Origin of the sequence: uncultured Megamonas sp., assembly GCF_958438645.1 — a bacterium.
Classification (GTDB): domain Bacteria; phylum Bacillota; class Negativicutes; order Selenomonadales; family Selenomonadaceae; genus Megamonas.
This window is the reverse complement of the sequence record NZ_CAUBSM010000013.1, coordinates 21,628-46,059: the sequence shown is the minus strand read 5'-3', so window position 1 is coordinate 46,059 and position 24,432 is coordinate 21,628. Positions and strand designations below refer to the sequence as shown.

At 27.9% G+C, this 24,432-nt stretch carries 25 protein-coding genes and 1 tRNA gene; 25 read left to right on the top strand and 1 reads right to left on the bottom strand.

The annotated features are described in order from the left end of the window. Positions 1-4 precede the first annotated feature (4 nt). From Q5I67_RS09020 to Q5I67_RS08900, 25 genes are all read left to right on the top strand, one after another. Positions 5-2,656 (top strand): SEL1-like repeat protein, encoded by a 2,652-nt coding sequence (locus tag Q5I67_RS09020; protein WP_302487097.1) that lies wholly within the window; start codon positions 5-7, stop codon positions 2,654-2,656. 282 nt (positions 2,657-2,938) lie between these two features. Beyond that, positions 2,939-3,163, top strand: a complete 225-nt coding sequence (locus tag Q5I67_RS09015; protein WP_302487096.1) for a helix-turn-helix domain-containing protein — start codon at positions 2,939-2,941, stop codon at positions 3,161-3,163. Between the two features lie 23 nt (positions 3,164-3,186). Continuing rightward, the gene (locus Q5I67_RS09010; RefSeq protein WP_302487095.1) at positions 3,187-4,167 is read left to right on the top strand and encodes an ATP-binding protein; all 981 of its coding nucleotides are present in this window, start codon (positions 3,187-3,189) and stop codon (positions 4,165-4,167) included. Continuing rightward, complete coding sequence (locus Q5I67_RS09005; protein WP_302487094.1) at positions 4,167-4,526, top strand: hypothetical protein; 360 nt, start codon at positions 4,167-4,169, stop codon at positions 4,524-4,526. The genes Q5I67_RS09010 and Q5I67_RS09005 overlap by 1 nt, the downstream gene beginning before the upstream one ends. Before the next feature lie 41 nt (positions 4,527-4,567). Further along, positions 4,568-4,960 (top strand): hypothetical protein, encoded by a 393-nt coding sequence (locus Q5I67_RS09000; RefSeq protein WP_302487093.1) that lies wholly within the window; start codon positions 4,568-4,570, stop codon positions 4,958-4,960. Between the two features lie 13 nt (positions 4,961-4,973). After that, positions 4,974-5,231: a YkgJ family cysteine cluster protein gene (locus tag Q5I67_RS08995; protein ID WP_302487092.1), complete on the top strand. Its 258-nt coding sequence runs from the start codon at positions 4,974-4,976 to the stop codon at positions 5,229-5,231. A gap of 40 nt (positions 5,232-5,271) precedes the next feature. Beyond that, a complete protein-coding gene (locus tag Q5I67_RS08990; protein WP_302487091.1) occupies positions 5,272-6,711 on the top strand; it encodes a hypothetical protein in 1,440 nt (479 codons plus the stop codon). Positions 6,712-6,796: 85 nt separating this feature from the next. Then, positions 6,797-8,341 carry a protein kinase gene (locus tag Q5I67_RS08985; protein WP_302487090.1) on the top strand — a complete coding sequence of 515 codons (1,545 nt, stop codon included), beginning with the start codon at positions 6,797-6,799 and terminating at the stop codon, positions 8,339-8,341. Between the two features lie 188 nt (positions 8,342-8,529). Then, positions 8,530-9,753 carry a zinc ribbon domain-containing protein gene (locus tag Q5I67_RS08980; RefSeq protein ID WP_302487089.1) on the top strand — a complete coding sequence of 408 codons (1,224 nt, stop codon included), beginning with the start codon at positions 8,530-8,532 and terminating at the stop codon, positions 9,751-9,753. Between the two features lie 31 nt (positions 9,754-9,784). Next, a complete protein-coding gene (locus Q5I67_RS08975) occupies positions 9,785-10,306 on the top strand; it encodes a DUF805 domain-containing protein (RefSeq protein ID WP_302487088.1) in 522 nt (173 codons plus the stop codon). Positions 10,307-10,343: 37 nt separating this feature from the next. Continuing rightward, positions 10,344-10,745 carry a hypothetical protein gene (locus Q5I67_RS08970; protein WP_296897878.1) on the top strand — a complete coding sequence of 134 codons (402 nt, stop codon included), beginning with the start codon at positions 10,344-10,346 and terminating at the stop codon, positions 10,743-10,745. Between the two features lie 36 nt (positions 10,746-10,781). Next, on the top strand, positions 10,782-11,468 hold the full coding sequence (locus Q5I67_RS08965; RefSeq protein ID WP_302487087.1) for a zinc-ribbon domain-containing protein: 687 nt from the start codon (positions 10,782-10,784) through the stop codon (positions 11,466-11,468). Between the two features lie 15 nt (positions 11,469-11,483). Beyond that, entirely contained in the window at positions 11,484-12,311 is an 828-nt protein-coding gene (locus Q5I67_RS08960) for a zinc ribbon domain-containing protein (protein ID WP_302487086.1), read from the top strand. 202 nt (positions 12,312-12,513) lie between these two features. Next, on the top strand, positions 12,514-12,732 hold the full coding sequence (locus Q5I67_RS08955; RefSeq protein ID WP_302487085.1) for a helix-turn-helix domain-containing protein: 219 nt from the start codon (positions 12,514-12,516) through the stop codon (positions 12,730-12,732). A gap of 257 nt (positions 12,733-12,989) precedes the next feature. Next, complete coding sequence (locus Q5I67_RS08950; protein WP_296895891.1) at positions 12,990-13,220, top strand: helix-turn-helix domain-containing protein; 231 nt, start codon at positions 12,990-12,992, stop codon at positions 13,218-13,220. A gap of 148 nt (positions 13,221-13,368) precedes the next feature. Further along, on the top strand, positions 13,369-14,196 hold the full coding sequence (locus Q5I67_RS08945) for an Mrp/NBP35 family ATP-binding protein (protein ID WP_296895893.1): 828 nt from the start codon (positions 13,369-13,371) through the stop codon (positions 14,194-14,196). A 115-nt stretch (positions 14,197-14,311) separates the two neighbouring features. Continuing rightward, positions 14,312-15,379 carry an iron-containing alcohol dehydrogenase family protein gene (locus Q5I67_RS08940; RefSeq protein ID WP_302487084.1) on the top strand — a complete coding sequence of 356 codons (1,068 nt, stop codon included), beginning with the start codon at positions 14,312-14,314 and terminating at the stop codon, positions 15,377-15,379. Positions 15,380-15,556: 177 nt separating this feature from the next. Next, entirely contained in the window at positions 15,557-16,456 is a 900-nt protein-coding gene (locus Q5I67_RS08935; RefSeq protein ID WP_302487083.1) for a LysR family transcriptional regulator, read from the top strand. 161 nt (positions 16,457-16,617) lie between these two features. Then, entirely contained in the window at positions 16,618-17,364 is a 747-nt protein-coding gene (locus Q5I67_RS08930) for a methylenetetrahydrofolate reductase (protein ID WP_302487082.1), read from the top strand. Between the two features lie 184 nt (positions 17,365-17,548). Continuing rightward, positions 17,549-18,406 carry a sulfide/dihydroorotate dehydrogenase-like FAD/NAD-binding protein gene (locus Q5I67_RS08925; protein ID WP_302487081.1) on the top strand — a complete coding sequence of 286 codons (858 nt, stop codon included), beginning with the start codon at positions 17,549-17,551 and terminating at the stop codon, positions 18,404-18,406. 1 nt (position 18,407) lies between these two features. Further along, positions 18,408-19,814, top strand: a complete 1,407-nt coding sequence (gene gltA, locus Q5I67_RS08920) for an NADPH-dependent glutamate synthase (RefSeq protein ID WP_302487080.1) — start codon at positions 18,408-18,410, stop codon at positions 19,812-19,814. Between the two features lie 125 nt (positions 19,815-19,939). Next, on the top strand, positions 19,940-20,506 hold the full coding sequence (locus tag Q5I67_RS08915; RefSeq protein ID WP_302487079.1) for a 3'-5' exonuclease: 567 nt from the start codon (positions 19,940-19,942) through the stop codon (positions 20,504-20,506). A gap of 76 nt (positions 20,507-20,582) precedes the next feature. Beyond that, a tRNA-Leu gene (locus Q5I67_RS08910) sits at positions 20,583-20,667 on the top strand. 176 nt (positions 20,668-20,843) lie between these two features. Further along, on the top strand, positions 20,844-21,407 hold the full coding sequence (locus Q5I67_RS08905) for a flavodoxin family protein (RefSeq protein WP_296899226.1): 564 nt from the start codon (positions 20,844-20,846) through the stop codon (positions 21,405-21,407). Positions 21,408-21,503: 96 nt separating this feature from the next. Beyond that, complete coding sequence (locus Q5I67_RS08900) at positions 21,504-23,042, top strand: tetratricopeptide repeat protein (protein ID WP_302487078.1); 1,539 nt, start codon at positions 21,504-21,506, stop codon at positions 23,040-23,042. On the opposite strand, the gene Q5I67_RS08895 is transcribed toward Q5I67_RS08900, so the two are convergent. Beyond that, a complete protein-coding gene (locus tag Q5I67_RS08895; protein ID WP_296899230.1) occupies positions 23,039-24,373 on the bottom strand; it encodes an MATE family efflux transporter in 1,335 nt (444 codons plus the stop codon). The two genes, Q5I67_RS08900 and Q5I67_RS08895, sit on opposite strands and share 4 nt — an antisense overlap. Positions 24,374-24,432: the final 59 nt, after the last annotated feature.

Below are 24,432 nucleotides of genomic sequence, written 5' to 3'. Positions count from 1 at the left end.
ACTAATGGTTAAAAAAATAAAATTTGCTTTAGAAATGAAAAATGGAGAATTGGTTCGAGATATTGAATCTTTACGAGAATATTTTGATATAGAAAAAGTAGTAGCAGCTTTTCTTGATGGTAAATTATTAATTTGGCTAGAAGATAGATATTATGATGAAGAAGCTGAGGCTGTAGGTAAATTAGATAAAAATGATATTAATTTAAATCATAAACTTTGTCGGATTTTTGATGTAGATGACAGTATAGATACTAAAGAAGATATTGATCCTGAAGTTATTGAAATACGTAATAAAAAATTATTAAAATTAAAACAATATACAGCTGATGAAAAAATATTAAATGATATAGATTATGTAGCTTTTAATCAAGAAGAACTAGCAGATTTATTAGATGAAGGAATTGACAAGATTTATTTATGTCAAAATAAATTTGTTATTCCTTTGCGTCAAAAAAATAAAAAATATATAGGTGTTGGCAAAGTTGAGGTTATTATAAAAAGTAAGACTAAACTAAATTTTAATGAATTAGGTATTAAGTTTAGTAATATTACTTTTGATAAGGAATATACAAAAATAGACAATATATCTTCGGATGATATATTATCTCAAGCGATAGAAGCTGAGAATTGTGAAAGCTATAAAATAGCTTTTGATTTGTATCTTAAAGCTGCAAATTTAAATAATACTATAGCAATGAATAAGCTATCTGAAATGTATCTTGAAGGTAAAGGTGTGGAAAAAAATTATAAAGAAGCTTTAAAATGGTTAAATAAATCTAGTGAATATAATGATAATGAAGCTATGTATATATTAGGTTGTATTTATGGAGAAGGATATGATAATTTAGAAAATAATAATGAATTAGCTTTTAGATGGTATAAAAAATCAGCAGAAAATGGTAATGTAAACGGTATGTTTGATACGGGTTATGCTTATAGTAAAGGTATTGGAGTAGAGAAAGATATTGAAAAAGCTATATACTGGTATGAGCAAGCAGCAGATAAAGAAGATAGTATAGCTATGAATTGTTTAGCACATATTTATCGACTTGGTGAAGATGTACCACAGAATTATGAAAAAGCAATAGAATGGTATCAAAAAGCTATAAAATTAGATGACGATATAGCTATGAATAGTATTGCTAATATGTATAGAGATGGAGAAGGTATAAAACAAGATTATGAAAAAGCTATTAAATGGTATAGAAAAGCAATTGATTTAGGCAATACTGATGCTATGAATAATTTAGCTTATATATTCGAAACTGGTACAGGTATTGAAAAGAATTTAAATAAGGCTTTTGAATGGTATAAAAAATCAGCAGAAAATGGTAATGTAGACGGTATGCTATCTATAGGACATGCTTATTATAGTGGTATGGGGGTAGATAAAAATATTGAAAAAGCTATATATTGGTACGAAGAAGCAGCTAATGAAAATAATATTACCGCTATAAATAATTTAGCGTATATTTATCGATATGGTGAGAGTGTAAAAATTGATTATGATGAAGCAATAAGATTATATCAAAAAGCTATTGAGTTAGGTGATAGTGATGCTATGGTACAAATGGGTGAAATGTTTGAAAAAGGAGAAGGAGTAGAAAAAAGTAATAGTACAGCATTTCGTTATTATAAGAAAGCTACTGATTTAAATAATGTAGAAGCTATGATAAAACTAGGTTGTATTTATAGAGATGGAAATAAATATATTAATCCTAATGCTGAAGAAGCTTTTAAATGGATAAAAAAAGCTGCTGATTTGGATAATAAAGAAGCTATTGGATTTCTTGGTTTTATGTATGATGAAGGTGAGGGAGTTAAACAAAATTATAATGAGGCATTAAAATATTATGAAAAAGCTGCTGATTTAGGGGATGATTTTTCAATGTATCGTTTGGGTAATATATACAAATATGGACAAGGTGTTATACAAAATTATCCTAAAGCTATTGAATGGTATCAAAAAGCGATAGAAAAAGATTATCCAGATGCTATGTTTGAGATTGCTAATATGTATGATGAAGGTAAAGGTTTTCCTATAAATAAACAACAAGCCTTATATTGGTATGAAAAAGCAGCTAATCTTGGAGATAATAGTGCAGCTATGAATAATATTGGATATATGTATCATTATGGAGAAGGAATTCAACAAAATTCAAATCAGGCTATTTATTGGTATAAGAAAGCAATAGATTTAGGTAATACAACTGCCATGTGCAATTTAGGGCAGTTATATGAAGAAGTTATAAAAAATCTAGAAGAAGCGAAAAAATGGTATAAAAAAGCAGCTGATGCTGGAAATGAAAATGGTAAAGAATTGTTAAAAAGAACGGAAGGATGTTTTATTACTACAGCCGTATGTGATAGCTTTAATAAACCCGATGATTGTTATGAATTAACTATGTTTAGAAATTTCCGTGATAATTGGTTATTGAAACAAATAGATGGAAGAGAACTTGTTGAAGAATATTATGTTATAGCTCCTAAAATTGTGGAAAAAATAAATAGTATTGAAAATGCTAAAGAAATTTATAAAGGTATTTGGGATAATTATTTAAAAACTTGCTTGTATTATTTAGAACAAAAAAACACAAAATCTTGTAAGAAAATTTATGTAGATATGGTAAATAATTTAAAAAATAAATACTTATAATTAATAAATATAATTTGTTGTATTTTAGTTTGACTTTTTTTCTTTGCCATTAAAATATTAGAGCTATTAGGATTAATATCCTAATGGCTCTTTTTCTTTTATATGTATTTTTATATGTATAATAGTGTTTAAAGATATTATTTTTATATTTAAAATAATATCTTTAATGAGAAAAAATATATTTTATTAGATTAAATATATACTATTAGTGAATAAATTGACTTTGTTGGTTTATAGATAAATATGTTTTAAAGTAGGATAATTATTTAAGGAGGTATATTTATGGATAATGAGTTAGATAACAGATTAATAGGAATAAATATTGCTTATTATAGGAAATTGAAAAAATATACACAGATGCAATTAGCTCAAAAGACAAATATCAGTTTAAGTTATATGGCAAAGATAGAAAGTGGTTTAGTAACAGGATGTGTATCTTTACCAGTATTGTATAGAATATCTAAGATTTTAGATGTTAGTTTAGATAAATTAGTTAATAAAAATTAACTAACAAAGGAGGTTGTAATTTAATGCCAATAGGTAGAGAAATTACAAAGGATGATTATAGTAATGATAAAATTATAAAGAACAATAAACTTAATGCAAATTTAAAAACTGATAATAAAAAAAGTCAACAATCAGAAATGATTTTTGTTCCTGAAGAACCTAAATATTCTTTAGATGATATTGTTTTGCCTAATCGTGTAAAAGAGCAAATATTAGATGTAGCGGATTATGCTAAAAATAGCAAAATTGTATATGAACAATGGGGCTTAGAAAAAACACATAAGTACTCAAAACGTATAGGTATAAATCTATATGGTGCCCCTGGTACTGGTAAAACAATGGCTGCTCATGCATTAGCTAAATATTTGGGCAGAAAAATTCTTATTGTAAATTATGCTGATATTGAATCTAAATATGTAGGAGAAACTCCTAAAAATATTCGTAAAGTATTTGAAGTAGCAAAGGAGACAAATAGTATTTTATTCTTTGATGAAGCTGATGCTATTTTAAGTAAACGTGTTACTAATATGACTGGGGCAGTCGATGTTAGTGTAAATCAAACGCGTTCAGTAATGCTTATGATAATGAATGATTATCAGGATTTTATAATTTTTGCCACTAATTTTATTGAAAATTTTGATCCTGCTTTTATGCGTAGAATTTCTATGCATATAAAATTTGATTTACCAGATTTTGAATGTAGGAAAAAATTATGGAATTTATATATTCCTGATATTATGCCTAATAATATAAATATTGAAGAAATTGCTAAGAAATACGAAGGATTATCTGGTAGTGATATTTCTAATGCGGTTTTAATGGGAGCATTTAAAGCAGCTAGACAAAAAGAAAATTTTGTTGATAAAAAATATATATTTGAAATGGTTGAAAGTATATTAGCTAGTAAAAAGGCAAATCAGAAGAATAATATAACAGTAGAAAAAAGACCTGTATCAGAGGAATATGTAAAAAAACAAATGAGAATAGAAAAGGAGAATGAATAATGTTACCTATTTTAATTGGCTTGGGTGTTTTGATTGGTGGAGTTGCTATTATTGCAAATTGGGATGAACTTGTTAATTGGTTTAAAGATTTTTTAACAAAATTAAAAGCTGCCTGGAATAAATTGGTAAAAGCAGTGGCTCATGGAGCAATAGTTGTAATAAAAAAAATAACAGATTATTTATGTTTTAGTCATAAACAATATTATAAAGAACAAGATCAATGGATGGAAAAAACTACTACTAGAAAGGTATCTCCAGAAGAAGTACCAGCACATATAAGATCTAGAGCAAAAACTAAAAATAAAGAGTATGATATTACAGAAGAAATGGAAGAAGAATTGCAAATGGAAATTAGTTAGTATATATAATTTATAAAAAGAGAAGGGAAGGTAATTTATTTATGATAAATAGAAATTTTGCAAAAGAATTAATGTTAGATTTTCTTGAAGATGTAGTAAAACAACTTAAGAATAGTGAAAGTGATGAAAAACTTAGTTTAAATATGTTAGCTGACTGTTATACAAAAAAAATAGATGAAATTATTTTGAATCAAGAAAATACATTTAATCTTAAATATATAGCAGGAGAAATGAAAATACATTATAAAAATGAAAAATTCTTCACTATTGAAATATATTTATATTTCCAAGATGAAAAGGAAGAATGGAAAAAAACAGTAATGAGTTCACCGGATTTAAAAATAAAATATTTAAATCAAGAAAGTGTTATTAAATTGAAAGATCAAAAAGTAGTTGTTTTTGAGATACTACATCCAGACGAAGCAAATAATTAATGTAGGGAAAAATATGTTTAAATGTGAAAAATGTGGGTTATGTTGCCGTAATGTAGGTAATAGTATTTTTGAAGGTAGAAAAATGGCATTACCAAATGGTATATGTAAATATTTAAATCAGAATACAAATTTATGTACAATCTATGAGCATAGGCCATGGTTTTGTAATGTGGATGTTTATTATGAAAAGTATTGTAAAAATAAGATGAGTAAAAAAGAATTTTATAGATTAAATAAAATTGAATGTGTAAAATTACGACAAAACAAATAATATGTTTTGTCGTAATTTGTTTAACAGAAATGAGGAAATTATGGGGACTGTAATAGGCATTATAATAGGTATTGTAATATTTTTAGGAATTTTAAGTATTATTATAAAAATAATAAAAGGAGTAGGTTATTTTATAGTAGGTATAATAGCAGGTATACTTTTGATTATAAAAAATATTTTATTATTTTTATATAAACAAAAAATATTGACATTAATATTTATAGCTGCGAGTATATTGTTCGATCATATACATATTTTTTCTATAATATATGTATTACTTATAAATTATAAATTAAAGAAAGAATTAACTAAAGAAGTAAGAAATATTTTTGATAAAGTATTAAATAAGAGAGGATTTATAGAAGTTGATCGTATTGGTTATATTAAACCATCATGGGATGAATATTCTAGTAGTATAGAAGCTGTATGGAAGAAAAAAATTTTTAATATAAAAATAGGCTTAGATTATTTAAATACATTAGAAAGTAAAGGGGAAATATTAAAAAAATCACTTGAGGATAATAAAGTATATTATTTTAAAGAGGATAAATATCAATTATTAAAAGAACAGATGATATTTCAAAGTAATGAAATTATTAATAAATGGAATGGTAAATTTGATTATTGTGGACTAATTAATAAAGAAATTTTAAACAAATATGTATTAGCTGAAAAAGAAGACAGAATTTTTAATTTGTTGTCTCTAAAAAATGCTATAAAAGAAATATGCATTAAAAATTATATAGAAAATAAAATAAAGAAAGATAATTTTGTTGTAGTAAATGAAAGAATATTAATAAATAGCTTTATTATAGAAAAAGAATTAATGCGAATTTTAGATAAACACTTAAAAAATTACGGAATGATAATTTTAAAACCAACATCTATTTTTTTAAAAACTAAAATAGATTCGGAAAAAATTATTTCAGATTTAAAAGATGATGTAGATAAAGTATATATAAAATGTTTTGATAGTTTTATGCCTAAATATATTGATCAAAAAATAAAAATACCAGGTTTTATTATAGAAAATTTAGGAAAAAATTATAGTTTTTTAATAGATAAAGAAATTATAAATAGTTTTGTTGAAAAATTATTAGATCGAAATTTTATTGCAGATTATGAAATTGCAAATTATACAGGTATTGATAAAAATATGGTCAAGGAAAATGTGATTGCAAAAATATATAAAAAATATAATATAAATTTTGATTTTATATTAGTTAAAGATGATTATTTGAATTATTATTATTTAAAATCAGATAAAAAAAATCTGTATATTTGTAAACAATGTGGTAATTTTTCTAAATTTACTTGGTTGAATACAGAATATGGAGAATGTTGTTGTAAAAAATGTTATAATAGATTAAAACAGAATGAAGAAAAAGAACAATTAGAAAAAAAAGGAGTTTCAGAGGTAGTAAGAAAAATTTCAGAGGAAGAAATACCGCTTGAAGTAAGGAAAAAGATGAATATGTAATAAAAAAATAAAAGACCAACGTTTTATTATGTTGGCCTTTTATTTTTTATTATATTTATAAATTTATTTGATAGAAGGTTAATATATGAGTGATTTTATCAAGCAGTTTATAGATGATAAATATAAACAAATAGATATATGGAAGGAAAGCGATAAGAGTAAGATTGTTTTAGCTTATGATAAGTCAGATCGACAAGTATATGTCATAAAGTATTTAAAAAATAAAGATGTTCCTTATCAGGAATTGAAAAAGATAGATGATAAGATACTTCCTAGGATTTATTATATTTTTGAGGGTGATGAAGAAATAATTTTAGTAGAAGAATATATCTGTGGCATAACTTTACAAGAGTTTGTAGAGAAAGAAAAATTTTTGTCTGATGAAAAGATACAGGATATATTAGTGCAATTATGTAAGGGATTGAAGAATTTACATCAAAGGGATATCATTCATCGGGATATAAATTTAAATAATATTATGCTAACAAATGATGGCATTGTTAAATTGGTGGATTTTGATACAGTGCGTACTTTTAAATATAATCAAGATTTTGATACGACATATCTAGGGACAAAAGGCTTTGCTCCACCAGAACAATATGGTTTTAGTCAGACTGATACTAGGACAGATATATATGCTTTAGGTATGACGATAAAAAAATTACAGCCAAAATCTAAATTATTACAAAAGATAATAGCAAAAGCGACGCAATTAGATCCAGACAATCGTTATCAATATGTAGATGAAATTTTGAATGAAATTGAAGATGAATATAAATTTGAGCAAAAACAGAATAACTTGACTTTAAAGCAAATAGAAATAATGTTAAATGATAAATTTAGCTTATTTGAAATACCTATGCCTGTGCAAGAAAAAGATTATCCTTTTGATTTTTATAATATACCTTTTTATCCTCCAATCAGTATGGTTGGTGATTTGGATTATAAAAGTATAGAAGAAGCTCAAAAGGCTATGATAGAGGATTTTGAGAACAACGTATTTTCGTTGATGAAAGAATATATCAAGGACATATTAGAAACATATAAAATCTATCAGTTAAAGAAATATTATACGTACTGTGAAAATGAGCAGAATTATTATTTTAAAGTAAATAAAGAAATAGAGCGTATTATAAATTTAATGGTAAAACGATTTAAATTAGATTTGCCGGAGTATTTGAAGCGTTTTAAATATGTGCCTAGTTTTACTAGACTTTCGGGAAAACAAGATGAACAAATGTATCATCTTTGGCAGTTAAAGCATTTAGAAGAAACAAATTATGTAGAAGAAATAAAAAGAGAATTTAAAGATAGAATATTAGCTTATGATGCTGAGCGATTTTTTATATATGTAACACAATACTTAAAAAAAGACATAAACTTAGAAGAATTGACGATAGTTGATGATAAGACAAATGAAGAAAAAAAGGTCTATCATTTTAATTTTGATACTTTAGCACAATGTTTTTTTGATGAATTATTAAAAAGCACTGATTTTATCATCAAAGATAATCCTTTTTTACAAGAAGATGTAGAAGGTGTGTTGATTAAGTATTATTTACCAGAATTAAAAGAGGCTTTAAAAGCAAAGACCAATGAAATCATGACATTTTTGAAAGAATATAACTAAATATAAATTATGATAAATAGTCTTAGATATTAGTATCTTAAAGGCTATTTTTTTATGTAAAATGGCTTAAATTGTTACTATTAATGCGAAAAAGCAGTTAAATTATCCTTATGGGACAACAAAGAAAGTTCTATTTTTATTATATTGTTATTAAAGATTAATACATATTATAAAAGGAGCGAATATTTATGTTTAAGTATTGTACAAATTGTGGTAGTAAGATGCCAGCGGATAATTTATTTTGCACTAATTGTGGTATGAAATTTAATCAAGAAAGTAATTATAATGCAAATTCGCAAAATAATTTTAATACTCCAGTGCAAAATACTAATTTTCAGCAAAATCCTAATGTGCCAGTTAATAATAATATGCAGATGAGAGCACAAAACAATTATCCAAATCCCAATAATACAAATAATTATTATCCAAATCAGATGCAACAACGTAATCAAATGGCAAACAATCAAGCTATGAATAATAATGGTTATCCTAACCAGATGGGTATGAACGAATTTAATATAGGTAAGAATTATTTGCAAATGAATATGCCACTGCCAAATTATATTCAAGCGATAAATTATCTACAAAAAGCAGTGAATATGGGTGTAAAAGAAGCTTCTATTTATTTGATGATAGCTCATCTTTATCAAAATATCGATATGTTGAAACAAAATAGTATGTATATTGCAGAACATACAAATGGAATGAACTATAATCAGCCAATGCAAAATGCAAACTATGGCAATAATCTTGCAAATGGAATGAATAGTAATCCAATGGCTAATAATTTCAATAATCGAGCTAACAATATGCCAAATAATCAAGCAATGGCTAATCAACAAATGCCTAATAATATGAATAATAATTTAAATAATCAAGATAGTAAATTAAAAACTTTTGGCAAGTATGCAGCAGCTGCTGCCGTAGGGGCGATGGCTACTTCTCTTTATCATAATGCAACAGCAGAAGCTTCTAGTGGTCATCATAGTTCTTCATCTAGTACAGAACAACAAGCACCATCAGAATATATTCCTAATGAAGTTACTCAGCCAGTTCAAGATTATGTGGATCCATTATATACAAATCCAGTGGATAATATTCAAGCTTATAGTGATCAGGTAGTGCCAGATATGAACAATATGGTAGCTCCTGAAATCATGAATAGCGATATGGCGGATAACATTCAAGCTTATAGTGATAATATTGTTCCTGAAAATATAAATGAAATGCAAAACAGTGAAGATTTATCTCAAGAAAATCCTGTAGATGATATACAAGCTTATGATAATACTGATGTAGAAGATGATACATCAAATGATGAAGATACATCAGTAGATTATGAAGAAGAAGAATACACTGAGGAAGACTCTTTTGGCAGTTTTGATGATGAAGATGATGATAGTTTCTTTTGATTATTAATCATCAAAATGAGAGGTGAGTGTTATGCAAAATTTATATTGTCCTAAATGTGGTCAAAATTTAAATGGAAATACTAATTTAAAATTTTGCCCTAAATGCGGAGCTAAGATACAAACTAATATTTTTGGAAATGGTAAAAAACGAGATGATATTGATAAACTGATGAATTCAGATTTTATACAGATGGTAAAACGAGATTATTTTTCGTATACAGGAAGATTAAATCGCAAAATCTATTTTATACGCAGTTTAGTTTTAGTTGTTATAGAATGTATACTTTTTGTACTAATTGATGAATTAGATACTAGGTCAGATGATTTTAGTTTAATCTTGATGTTATTGAGCTTTATACTTTTATGTTTATGTATAGTAGCTGATTTTATGCTGGATATGAGAAGATTTCATGATTTGGATAAATCGGGATATTTTGCTTTATTATCACTTATACCCGCGATAACACCTTTTCTGTATTTATATTTGTTTTTGATGCCAGGTACAAAAGGTGCTAATCAATATGGCAATGATCCTTTAGAAAATATGTATTGATTAATAGTCATTGATTAAAAATAAGGAGCGGATTTTTATGTATAGATTAAAACAAAGATATTTAATGGTATTCATAGCGTTACTGACATTATCTAGTGTGATATTTTCTGGTTGTAGCCTATTAGAAGATAAACATGTAACATTAGTCAAAGAAGGCACAATGGATATTGTTCCTAATGTAAAAATAGGTGAGGCTTTTGACCAATTTTTCAGCGATGGTAAATGGGAATATTTTGTAGCTACGGATAAGTCAAAAGTTGTAGAGTTTACAGGTACATGTCGTTGGCAAGATAAACCAGCAAAAGCTAGAGTCCAGTTTGTGATTTTAAATGACACTAGATTTCAGCTTTGGACGATTGAAATAAATGGGGAAAATATGCATGACTCTGATGCTATAGCTGTGATGAAGAAGATATTAAATCAATATCATGCAAAATAAATATAAATTTAAATCGTATAGAAATGAGGAAGAAATATGAACATTTGTAGACAATGTCAAAAACAATTTGATGATAATGTACTTTTTTGTCCTAGTTGTGGCAATAAATTAGAAAAACAAAATGCACAAGTAACAAATAATATTATTTGTCAAAAATGTGGAAATACTTTAACTAGTGCAGATAAATTTTGCCCTAAATGTGGTGAAAAAACGCCAGCATTTTATCAGACACCAATGGTCAATAATATAAATACTAATGTGGCAAATAATAATCAACCAATACAGCCAGTAAATCAGCCATATCAACAGAATATGAATACAAATTTTAATGTAAATAATAGCAATAATAGTGCTGATGGCATTTTAAATAAAATAAAAAATGAATATTTTTGTTTTGAGGGTAGAATAAATAGAAAATTTTATATAACACGTAGTTTGATAATTGCAGTGGTGGTAATGGTACTTTATTTTATTATCTATGCAGCGACAACAGATATTTTTGGTATAATGTCTGATTTTGGCATATTTTTAACTTTAGTAGTGCAATTAGTAGGAACGGTAGCAGGTATATCTTTAAATGTTAGAAGATTTCATGATTTTAATAAATCAGGTTGGTGGGTGTTGATTTTGATGGTACCATTTGTAAATCTTTATTTTAGCATTAAGTTGTTGTGTATTAGAGGCGATGTAGGCAGCAATAGTTATGGAGCAGATCCATTTTAATGTGAGGTAAATAAAATGAGTAAATTTTGTTTTAAATGTGGTACCCCAGTTAATGATGGTGAGAAATTTTGCCCTAAATGTGGTACTAATTTAGGAGTATCAACAAGTCCACAGATACAGCCAAATATAAATAGTAATAATATAAACAATAACAATAGTAATAATAATAAAATGAAAATAATAATAGCTATTGCCATTGTAGTAGTCATCATTATCGGCAGTGGTGTAGGGTATTTTTTCTATCAAAAACATGAAAAAGATACGCAGGTAAATACAAATACTAATACTTTGGTAGAGACAGCAAAAGCGACAGATGACACATATCAACAGCAAAAACAAGATGATGAAAATCTAAAAAAAGCTAATGATATATTAAAAAATAAAAATACAAATTATAAGGTCAGTGCTGTTTCAACAATAGATGATAATGGTTTCTTTGGTTTGATGACGGGAAAAGGATTGAGATTTGTCATTTATGATAAAAAAGATGATATGATAGCCACTATTCCTTTTGATAAAGAATTATTAAATCCTAAAAAATATGCCAATACGGATAGAGCACTCTATTTTGATATGAGTGTAGAATATGATAATGTAAATAGCAAAGATAAAAAGGCTGGATACTGGAACGGTTCTACACATATTATTCCTATAGAAATTTATAGTGAAGAAAAAGATGGTGTTTTATATCCTCTGGGCATTATGACTTATTATGGAAATAATAAAGGTAAATACGATGAGTATCTATATGAAATGCAAAATGTTAATTTGGCAAATTTAATAATTCTTCATGGGGATAGTTTAAGAGTAGATATCACAGATAAAAATATAGACCTTCCTTGAATGCGATAAATTTTAATTTTTGTCATAGAGATTGTACTTATATTAGCTTGAAATGTGCAAATATAGGTACAATTTCTATGAAAAATTTACATATTAAGACATAACTAATACTGATAAGGTGATTATTGGTATGAATATGAATTGTAAATATCTTAGATAATGAGATAATTTTATTAGTATGTATGAGAGGGGTAATATTTTTGTGTTTGAATCTGAATATAGACAAATTGGAGCTAGAATAATGTATTTTCGCAAGCTGAAAAAATACACACAAGAAGAATTAGCATTTAGAGCATCAATTAGTGCCTCATATTTATCAAGAATAGAAAGAGGCGTTTATAAAAAAGGATTACCTGTATCTACACTAATGAAAATAGCAAAAGCCTTAGATATAGAAGTGAGTGTTATTTTTGAAAAATAAGGATAATGATGGCAAGTAAAAATAATATATACATAGAAGAACAATATCTATTATTTATTGTTATTTAATTATAGATATTGTTTTTTATTTGCAATTATCGTTTAATTTAAATTTAATGTTAATAGGTCTATTTTATAAATTGGGATAATTAAGCTGAAAAAATAACTAAATAATCCATTTTATTGTCCTGTTAGTACAACTAAAGAATGTATTTTTTCGTTAAAATAAATTTAAAGAATATAGCAGAGGGTGATTTTATGGTAGATTTTTCGGCACAATATAGATTGATTGGGGCAAGAATATCATATTTTCGTAAATTAAAAAGATATACACAAGAAGAATTAGCATTTAGAGCATCAATCAGTACATCATATTTATCAAGGATAGAAAGAGGAATTTATAGTAAAGGTGTACCAATATCAACATTGATGCAGATAAGTAAGGCTTTAGATATTGATATAAAATCATTATTTGAAGAAAAAATATAAAAATATTTAATAAAAATTTTTTGAATGGATTTTGGCATAATCTAATATGATATGTTAAATAAAAAATAGGTAAATATAATAGCTTTAAACTCAAAAAAGATATGATATAATATAGATTATTATCTTAAGTAGAAGGTGGCTATTTATAATGAGTGAAAATTGTAATCATGATTGTGCAAGTTGCGGTACAACTTGTGGAGAACGCACAGCTCCTCAAAGTTTATTAGCACCAAACAATCCAAGTTCAAATATTAAAAAAGTTATTGCTGTAATGAGTGGTAAAGGTGGAGTTGGTAAATCTTTAGTTACTTCTATGATGGCAGTAACAATGCAACGTCGTGGCTACAAAACAGCAATTTTAGATGCAGATATTACAGGCCCATCTATTCCAAAGGTTTTTAATCTCAAAGAAAAAGTGACAGGTACAGAAGAAGGAATGATACCGGCACAGACAAAAACAGGTATAAAAATTATGTCTACAAATTTAATTTTAGATAATGAAACTGATCCTGTCGTTTGGCGTGGCCCTATCGTTGGTGGTGTAGTAAAACAATTTTGGAGCGATGTAAACTGGGGCGAAGTGGATTATATGTTTGTTGATATGCCTCCAGGAACAGGAGATGTACCACTTACTGTATACCAATCTTTACCAGTTGACGGCATAATCGTAGTTACAACACCTCAAGAACTTGTATCTATGATTGTAGAAAAAGCTGTAAATATGGCGGGATTACTCAGTGTGCCAATTATTGGTATTGTAGAAAATATGTCTTATTTTGTTTGCCCTAATTGCAAAGAAAAACATTATATTTTTGGTAAATCAAAAGTTGAAGAAGAAGCAAATAAATACGGTATAAAACATACAGCAACACTTCCTATAAATCCAAGTTTGGCTCAAAAATGTGATGAAGGTAGCTTTGAAACATTTGAAGGTGATTTTTTAAATTCCTTGGGAAGTATTTTAGAAGGAAAATAAATAATAAAAATAGAATTTAATATGTAAACTAAAAAGTCTTTCTGTTTAAGCAGAAAGACTTTTTTTATAAAAAATATAAAATATATTGGAGAATTTTTGGATAAGAGGGATGAATATGAGTCAACAAGTATATTTACCAAGCTATAGTATTGGTGAAAATGTATATGAAAATATACCTAAAATATGTGCTGATTATGGAAAATCAGCAGTTGTAATAGGTGGAAAAATTAGTTTGAATGAAGTCAAAGAAAAATTAATTACTGCTACGATGAATACAGAGATAAAATTATTGGATTTTATCTGGTATGGAGGTAACGCTACACGTGAGAATATTGAACGCTTGAAAGAAATAGATGCAGTAAAACAAGCTGATATGATTTTTGCTGTTGGTGGCGGAAAGAGTATGGATACTAGTAAAGCTTTAGGAGATATATTAGATAAGCCAGTATTTACATTTCCTACAATAGCTTCAAATTGTGCTCCTGTTACTGCTTTGTGTATATTATATAAAGATGATAAGATAGAATTTTATAATGCTAAAAAACCAGCAATACATTGCTTTATACAGACAGAGATAATAGGGCGAGCACCGATAAAATATTTGCGTGCAGGTATTGGCGATGCTTTATCTAAACAATACGAGGTTTGTTTCAATACAAGAGCAAGAGTATTAAATCATACAAATAGCTTAGGTGTACAGATAGCAAAAGATTGTTCAGAAAGATTATTGCATTATGGAAAAAAAGCTATAGATGATGCTCAAAAACATATCGTATCAGAAGATTTAATGCAGACCGTATTGACGATTATAATAAATACTGGACTTGTTTCTGTATTGGTAGATTCAAATTATAATAGTAGTTTAGCTCATTCACTTTATTTAGCTAGGATAAAATTACCTGATTGTGAAAAATATATGCATGGCGAGATTGTAAGTTTAGGTGTATTATTATTATTGCTTGTAGATAAACAGTTTAACGAATTTAAAAGAGTTTATGCATTTAATGAAAGTTTGGATTTGCCATTGACACTAGCAAATTTAGGAATAAAAGATACAAATCAATTGATTGATTTAATATTGCAGGATAAATATTTGTGTTTTTCTCCGTATATTATAACTAAAGAAAAGTTAGAAGAGGTCATAAGTAGTTTAATTAATTTCAATAAGGCGAAATCTTTTTGAGTTCTAAAATGTTTTGATATATAATATATATATTGGTTTTTCACAAAAGTTGTAAGATAAGTAATAAATTATATTTTAATTAATATATATAATATTTTCAGTAGTGAGTGTAGTATGATTGTGATATACTAATAAAAGATTATTTTTTTACGCCATTAATAATAGAAAGGGATTTGCATGATAGAATTACCAAGCATTCAACAATTAGAAAATTTTATTATTTATAGCAAAGTAAAAGATATAGCAACAGCAGCTAGAGAAGCAAATATTACTCGTTCTGCATTTAGCTTCCAAATGAAAAAATTAGAAGAAATTGTAGGAACACAATTGGTTATTCATGGGGAAAACACAATAGAACTTACAAAAGAAGGACAACTTTTTTTGACTAAAGCAGAAAAAATTGTATCGGAATTAAAACAATCTTTAGCAGAAATGAAACAATTAGCGGGTGAAGAGGTTTCTTTATCTGTTGGGGCTTTGATGTCTTTGGGTGATGTCTTTATAAATCAACATTTAACTTATTTTAAAAAATACAATACCAATATAAAAATCAATGTTTATAATTTAGAAGCAAAAGAATTACTCAATCAATTAGAAGCAAATAAGTTAGATATAGTATCTTCTTTTTCTTTAAAAGATTTGCAACCAGATGAATATGAAAATATATTTTTCTGTGATGAAGAAATGGTTTATTATGCACCCAATATTGAGCCTTCAGGTAGTATCATCAATGTAGAAGAAATAGCACAGTATCCAATGGTACAATATTCACCATATTATTTGATGAATGCTACAATAAAAGATTATTTTGCTAAATTAGGCTGTCATCCACAAGTAGAAGCATGGTTTGCTACACCATATGCTATTATGCATTATTGTCAACAAAATCAAGTTGGAGCAGTTTTGCCTAAACGATTATTAAATGCTATGGGCTTTTTTGATGGTTATTATGATATAGAACCAGATTTTACTTTGAAATGTTATTTATTGTATAAGAAAACAAATCCAAAATATAGATATATAAAGATATTTGTAGATTATATAAATACTTTATATAATAAAAGCAATAATAATTAATTTTTTTAGTCAATAATTTAATAATGAGGAAATCGTCAGCTTAATTTAATGCTGACGATTTTTTTTAGCAAAATAAAAGAATAAATTTATCGTTTAAATAGATAATTTTATGTTATAATAATAAACTATAATGTAATGATGTTAATCTAGGAAGTGATTTTATGACAAGAATTTCTGTTGAATTAGTACCAAGAGATGCTGAAGTTTTAGAAAATGAAGTAAAAGCAATAAAAGAAAACTTAAATGATGTAGATTTTATTAACATTCCAGATTTATTGAGTTGTGATATTAGAAGTTGGGATGGAGCTAATATAGCCAAAAAATATTTTAAAGATGTTGTACCACATTTAAGAGCAATGGATTTTGATTTTACGAAACAATTACCTATAAAAGAAAAATTAAGAGCATATAATATAAAAGAAGTTCTTGTTGTGGAAGGTGATCCACCACAAAGTATGCTTTATCAAGTATATCCAACAGTTAGTACAGATATTATACGAAAAATCAATGAAGAATTACCAGAGGTCACTGTATATGCAGGTATTGACCAGTATCGCAGTAGCATGAAAGAAGAAGAATATCGCATTCGTCGTAAACAATTAGCAGGAGCTAAAGGCTTTTTTACACAGCCATTTTTTGATATGCGTTATTTAGAAATGTATGCAGACCTTTTGGATGGATTAGATATTTATTGGGGTGTTTCTCCTGTTTTGTCTGAGCGTTCTGTAAGTTATTGGCGTAATAAAAATAATGTGATTTTTCCTAAGGATTTTGAACCTACTTTGCAGTGGAATATAGATTTTGCTCGAAAAGTCATAGCTTTTGCTAAAAAGCATAATCATAATGTGTATTTAATGCCGATAAAGGCTCAAATAATGCCATATTTAGAAGGTGTTTTTGCTAAATAGAATAATATTTAAAGTTGCAATAGAATTTTGTATTGCAACTTTTTTTGTTTACAAATTTACATTTGAATTTTATAATAGTTATATAATAAAAATGACAGAAAATTAAGTAAAATCCTAAAAGATTTTTATGAAATGATAAATTTTTATTATAGTATATGAATTTTTGGTAAAAGGGGAAAGTATTATGGTTAAAATTTTGAATAAAAAAGTTTTACACGAAAATATATTGCAATTTACTTTAGAGGCCCCATTGATAGCAAGAAAAGCAGAGCCAGGGCAATTTGTAGTATTGAGAGTTAATGAATATGGCGAACGTATACCGCTCACTATTGCCGATTTTGATAGAGAAAAAGGGACAATAGATATTATCTTCATGGTGATAGGTGCTTCAACTACTGTATTAGCATCATTAAATGAAGGTGATAGTATTTTAGATTTAGTTGGTCCTTTGGGTAAGAAAACAGATATTAGACCTGATATGGGAACTGTAGTTTGCATAGGTGGTGGTATAGGTGTTGCTCCAATTTATCCTATTGCTAGAAAAATGAAACAAGTGGGCAATCATGTAATAACGATTATGGGAGCAAAAAATAAAGATATTTTAATTTTAAAAGATGAAATGGAAAAAATATCTGATGAAGTCATTGTTACTACAGATGATGGCTCTTATGGTATAAAAGGTTTTGTTACAACAGCTCTACAGCAATTAATTGATAAAGGAATTGATATCGCTGAAGTAGTAGCTATTGGACCTGTCATCATGATGAAAACTGTAGCTGATACAACTAGACCATATAATATTAAAACTATTGTTAGTTTAAATCCTATAATGGTAGATGGTACGGGAATGTGCGGAGGTTGCCGTGTTCAAGTTGGTGATGAAACAAAATTTGCTTGTGTAGATGGGCCAGAATTTGATGGGCATTTAGTAGATTTTGTGAACTTGATGGAAAGACAGCGTATGTATAGACCTAAAGAAGAGGTAGAAAAAGATCATGTTTGCCGTTTAGCTAAAAAAGTTGAAGAAATGGAGGAAAAATAATATGCCTTTAGTAATGCAAAAACACGAAATGCCAGAACAAGATGCCGATATTCGTAGAAATAATTTTGATGAAGTAGCTTTAGGATATACAGAAGAATTAGCCCTAGCAGAAGCCAATCGTTGTCTTCATTGTAAGGTACCACATTGCAGAAAAGGCTGTCCTGTAGATATCGATATACCAGCTTTTATCGCTAAAATAAAAGAAAAAGATTTTGAAGGAGCAAATGCAAAAATCAAAGAAGCTAGTAGTCTGCCTGCTATTTGTGGACGCGTTTGTCCTCAAGAAAATCAATGTGAGAAATATTGTGTAATGGGAATAAAAGGCGAACCTGTAGGGATAGGTCGATTAGAAAGATTTGTAGCTGATTATTGCATGCAAAATTGTGATGAAAAAATAGAAAAGACAGTAAAAGATGATGCCCAAAAAGTAGCAATTATCGGTTCAGGTCCAGCAGGATTGGCTTGTGCTGGTGACTTAGCCAAAAAAGGCTATCAAGTGACGATCTTTGAAGCTTTACATACACCAGGTGGAGTATTATCTTATGGTATTCCTGAATTTCGTTTACCAAAAGATAAGGTTGTAAAACCAGAAATTGATAATTTACGTAAGATGGGTGTAAAAATAGAAGTAAATTCTGTAGTAGGTAAATTGTTTACAGTTGATGAACTCATGCAAGAATTTAAATTTGATGCTGTATTTATTGCTACAGGAGCAGGATTACCTCATTTTATGAATATTCCTGGTGAAAATTTAAATGGAGTATATTCTTCAAATGAATTTTTGACAAGATGTAATTTAATGAAAGCATATCGTTTTCCAGAGTATGCTACTCCTATCAATGTAGGGAAAAGAGTAGCTGTAGTAGGTGGCGGTAATGTAGCTATGGATTCAGCACGAACAGCTTTGCGTTTAGGTGCGGAAAAAGTGTATATTGTTTATCGTAGAAGTGAAAAAGAATTACCAGCAAGACGTGAAGAAGTAGAACATGCAAAACAAGAAGGCATAGAATTTAAATTATTGAATAATCCTGTAGCTATCTTAGGTGATGAAAAAGGATATGTAAAAACTATTCGCTGTATAAAAATGGAATTAGGAGAGCCAGATGCTTCAGGTCGTAGACGTCCTGTAGAAATACCTAATTCAGAATTTGATATTGATGTAGATACTGTAGTTATAGCTATTGGCCAAGGACCAAATCCATTGATACAGTCAACTACTCCAGATATGCAGACAAATAAACGAGGTAATATCGTAGCCGATGAAGAAACAGGAAAAACTACAAAAGAAGGTGTCTTTGCTGGTGGTGATATTGTAACAGGAGCTGCAACTGTTATTTTGGCTATGGGTGCAGGTAAAAAAGCTGCTAAAGCTATTGATGAATATTTGATAGAAAAACGCAATAAATAATAAATTTAAATAGATTGATTTAATAGTCAGTTGATGATGACTTTAAATCAATCTATTTTTTTTAGAAAAATTTTTTGTTATAATTTATATTCAAATATAGATTATAAAATTTTTAGAGGTAAAAAATGAGTTTAATGAATTTTACAAGTATAGATTTTGAGACAGCTAATAAAAATCGCGATAGTGCTTGTAGTGTAGCTGTAGTAGTTATTGAAAATGGAAGAATGGTGGATAGTTATAATTCACTTATAAAACCGCCAGAAATGATTTTTGAAGAAGGTAATATAAAAATACATGGCATTACTCCGCAAATGGTAGAAAATGCACCTACTTTTGCAGATATATGGAGAGATTTACGTATGTATTTAGATAATCGAATAGTTATAGCACATAATGCTTTTTTTGATATGGGCGTATTACGCAGTTGCATTTGGAAGTATAATTTAGCTAAACCACAGTTTAAAACAGCATGTACTGTTCAAATTGCTAGAAAAGTATGGCCACAATTGCCAAATCATAAATTGAATACATTGGGAGAATTTTTTCAGATACAATTTAAACATCATGATGCTCTAGATGATGCAAAGGTCTGTGCAAAAATCCCTTTAGTTGCTGGTAGAACTGTAGGTGTAAATAATATGGAGAGTTTATTAAAAAAAATAGGTTTAGAAGCAAAAATATTTAAATCATAAAAATTTATAAAAAAGTGTTGACAAAAAACATTTTATAGTGATATAATAAATCTCGCATTCGACGCGAGTGCCAAATGCGGAAGTGGCGGAATTGGCAGACGCGCTAGACTTAGGATCTAGTGTCTTTCGGCGTGCAGGTTCAAGTCCTGTCTTCCGCACCATTTGAGATTATAGGCTTTACAGATTTTCTGTAAAGCCTTTTTTGTTTTTTAGATAAGTTATAGAATTATATTAATTTAATAAATAAAATTGTAACTTAGAGGTATTATTGATTATTTTTGATTATAAGCATATAATTTAGATAGGATTTATTTCTAATAAGAGAGGTTGAATTTCAATGAAAGTTTTATTATTAAATGGCAGTAGACGTGAAAAAGGTTGTACATATACAGCTCTTAGCGAAGTAGCACAGACTTTAGAAAAACAAGGTATTCAGACAGAAATAATTCATGCAGTGCCAGAAACAGAAAATGTGAAAGCAGTTGCTGAAAAAGTAAAAACTGCAGATGGATTAGTAGTGGGTTCTCCTGTTTATTGGGCATCTCCATCTGGTGAAATTATTTCATTTATGGATAAACTTTCTAGTTTAGCAGGTAAAGATTTGTTACACAAACCAGCAGCAGCAGTTGCTTCCGCTAGACGTGCTGGTACAACAGCAACTTTAGATGTACTTTTCAAATATTTTACTTATCATCAAATGCCAATTGTTTCTGCAAATTATTGGACTATGGTACATGGAAATACACCAGAAGAAGTGAAAAAAGATGAAGAAGGTATGCAAATTATGCGTGTTTTAGGCAATAATATGGCATGGCTTTTAAAATGTATTGAAGCTGGTAAAAATGCTGGTGTACAAATTCCAGAAACAGAAGCTAAAATAATGACAAATTTCATTCGTTAAAATAAAGTAAACAGAGTTATAACGATTTTTTATTTCGTTATAACTCTTTTTTTGTGGTAAAATATAAATATAGTAGCCAATAAAGAAGGTGGAAATATGGAGAGAAAATCATTATTGACTAAAGAAGATATTGATATTTTAGAGTCATGGGCTGATGGATACTTTTACAAGATTTTTTATTATTTAGAAGATTTTGTTAAAAAAGGTGTAAAACAAAAATTATTTACGTTAGACGAAGCTAGAGAAGATTTAGACATTGCACTATGGTATGCGTATGCGGGAAATAATATTGATATATACGAATATTATTATAAAGTGATTAATTGGATGCCTTATTCAGAAAAAAATGCTCAAGGTTCAGGTGCTTGGTATTATCGTTATTCAGTAGCTTTGATTTATTGTAGTGACTTAGAAAAAGCTTATGTATATGCAAAAAAAGGTGTACAAGAAGAGGAAGATTATCCATGGGGTTGGCTGAATTTAGCTAAATTGCAATATCATTTTGGACAAAAAGAAGAAGCAAAACTTTCGATAAAAAAAGGCTTAGCTTTAGTACCAGATGATTATGAATTTAATGTCTTACGAAAAGAAATTGAAGAAAATTGTAGTTTAGAAAAAATGATGTGTCACTACATAAAGCCAGAAGATGATAAGATTTTTCATGATAATAAGATGAATAAACAGCATTTAAAAGAAAAAATGCAGGCTGTAGATGGTGTGATATGTTATGAAAATTCTTTGCAAGAAATAAAAAATTTTTTAAATGGTTTTGATTGGCAGGAAGACAAGCCTTATTGTAGTTGTTTTGTGAATATAGAAAGTAACATCGTAAAAATAATTTTTATGATGAATAGAGCGATGCTATCAAAGATTGATTTTGATTGGTTAAGAAAAGAGTATACAGACATTAAAAATAATTTATTGACTTGTAGTAAATATAATATAGTTTATGATTTACGGGAAATAGAGATAAGTAGAGATTATGAAGTAAAATTATCATATTATAATGATGAAAAAAATCTATCATTAGTTGATTATAAAATAAGTGTAGACGATAAGAAAAATTATAGTGAGATTAAATTAAAAAATGTGCGAACTGATGAGCAAGTGGAAAAACTTGCTTTGACTTTGTATAAGAAGGATCAAGATTTTTCTTATGTAGAATGTTGGTTTGAAGATAATAGAATAATTAAACATTTTGGTTTAGTTGGTGATAAAGGTAATATAAAAAAATATGAAAATTGTTCAGTTGATGATTATAAGTTATATTTAGATATTTTCGTTGGACGATATGAAAAATTGGGATATATATCATGGCGAGAATATGCCAAAAAAACATTATTGATAAAGGTAATTGTAGAAAATGAGAAAGAAAGTATATTAGAACAGGAAAATGTAGCACCGATATATTTTCTTTATGAGATGGTACAAAAGTCTTTAGAAATAAATGTAGTAGGATTTTTATATGATTGGGGCTATAAGCAAACTGAGCAAAAAAATATATATGAAGTAGATTTTTATTTTGATACGGTAGATAAAGATATAGCAGTTAATTTAATAAAACATGTAATTGAAGTATTTACTATGAATGCAAAATCAAAAGTAAAAAATGTTATAGAATTAACAGATGATTAAAATTTAGAGTGTTTAATTTTTTGTTTGTAGTAAATAATACCAAAGATATCTGCTAATGCCCAACCAATGGGAATAGACCACCAGATGCCAATAACGCCAATGGAAGGTATACTAGCTAAATAATAAGCAAGACCTACACGAGTGCCAAGAGAAATAATAGTTAAAATCACAGACATGCTAGGAAAGTTAATAGCACGATAAAAGCCATATAATAGGAATAATATGCCGATGCCAAAATAAAAACTGCCTTCTATGCGGAGATAGTCCATACCGATATTGATGATTTCGGTTTCAGAACTATCAATGAAAATTGTCATCAGAGGACGAGCAAAGATAAAAACACCGATAGAGATGACTAAACAAAATAAAAATGATATTTTTATAGCTGATTTAATACCTTGTTGAATTCTATCTATTTTTTTAGCTCCATAATTTTGACCGATGAAAGTAGAAAATGCATTGCCAAAATCTTGTGCAGGCATATAGGCAAGAGAGTCTATTTTCACAGCTACAGTAAAAGCAGCCATGACAGTAGCACCAAAACTATTTACAAGATTTTGCACGAGTAAAATGCCAAAATTCATGACAGATTGTTGAGTAGAAGTTAACAATGAAGAGTTGGATATATCTTTTATCATAGCTAAATCAAATTTACAATGTTCTTTTTGTGGAATGAGCTCAGGGCATTTTTTGAGAGTATAGATTGTTATGCCTAAAGCACAAAGTCCTTGAGCTATTATTGTACCGAGGGCAGAACCTGCTACGCCCATATGGAAATTGACAACTAAAATGATGGATAAAATGATATTGAGAAGGGCAGAACTAGCCAAGAATATAAGTGGCGTTTTAGAATTGCCGATAGCACGAAGTAGACAAGTAAAATAATTATAGATAAAAGTAAAACTAAATCCAATGAAAATAATATAAAGATATGTATACGTTAAATTAAAAATTTCATTAGGCACTTGCATAAAATAAATGATTTTTTTAATGTAAATAAAAATAAAAATATTTATTATTATGGTAAGCATCAATATCAGAATAAAAGAGATGAAAATACTAGATTTTAATTTAAGATAATTTTTTTCGCCATAAAAAATAGAAAATAAGGCACCGCTTCCCATGCAAAGGCCTAATAGTATGGAAGTTAGAAAAATGATTAAAGCATAACTAGCACCAACAGCAGCCAAAGCATCTGTGCCTATGAAATGACCTACGATTAAGGTATCCGAAATATTGTATAATTGTTGCATAAGGTTACCTAAGATCATAGGCAGTGAAAATTTTAACATAGTCATGGAAACAGAACCTGTAGTTAAATCATATTTCATAAAGAACACCTCATTTTATATGATAAAGAAAATATATTGCAATAGTTAAGAAATATTTA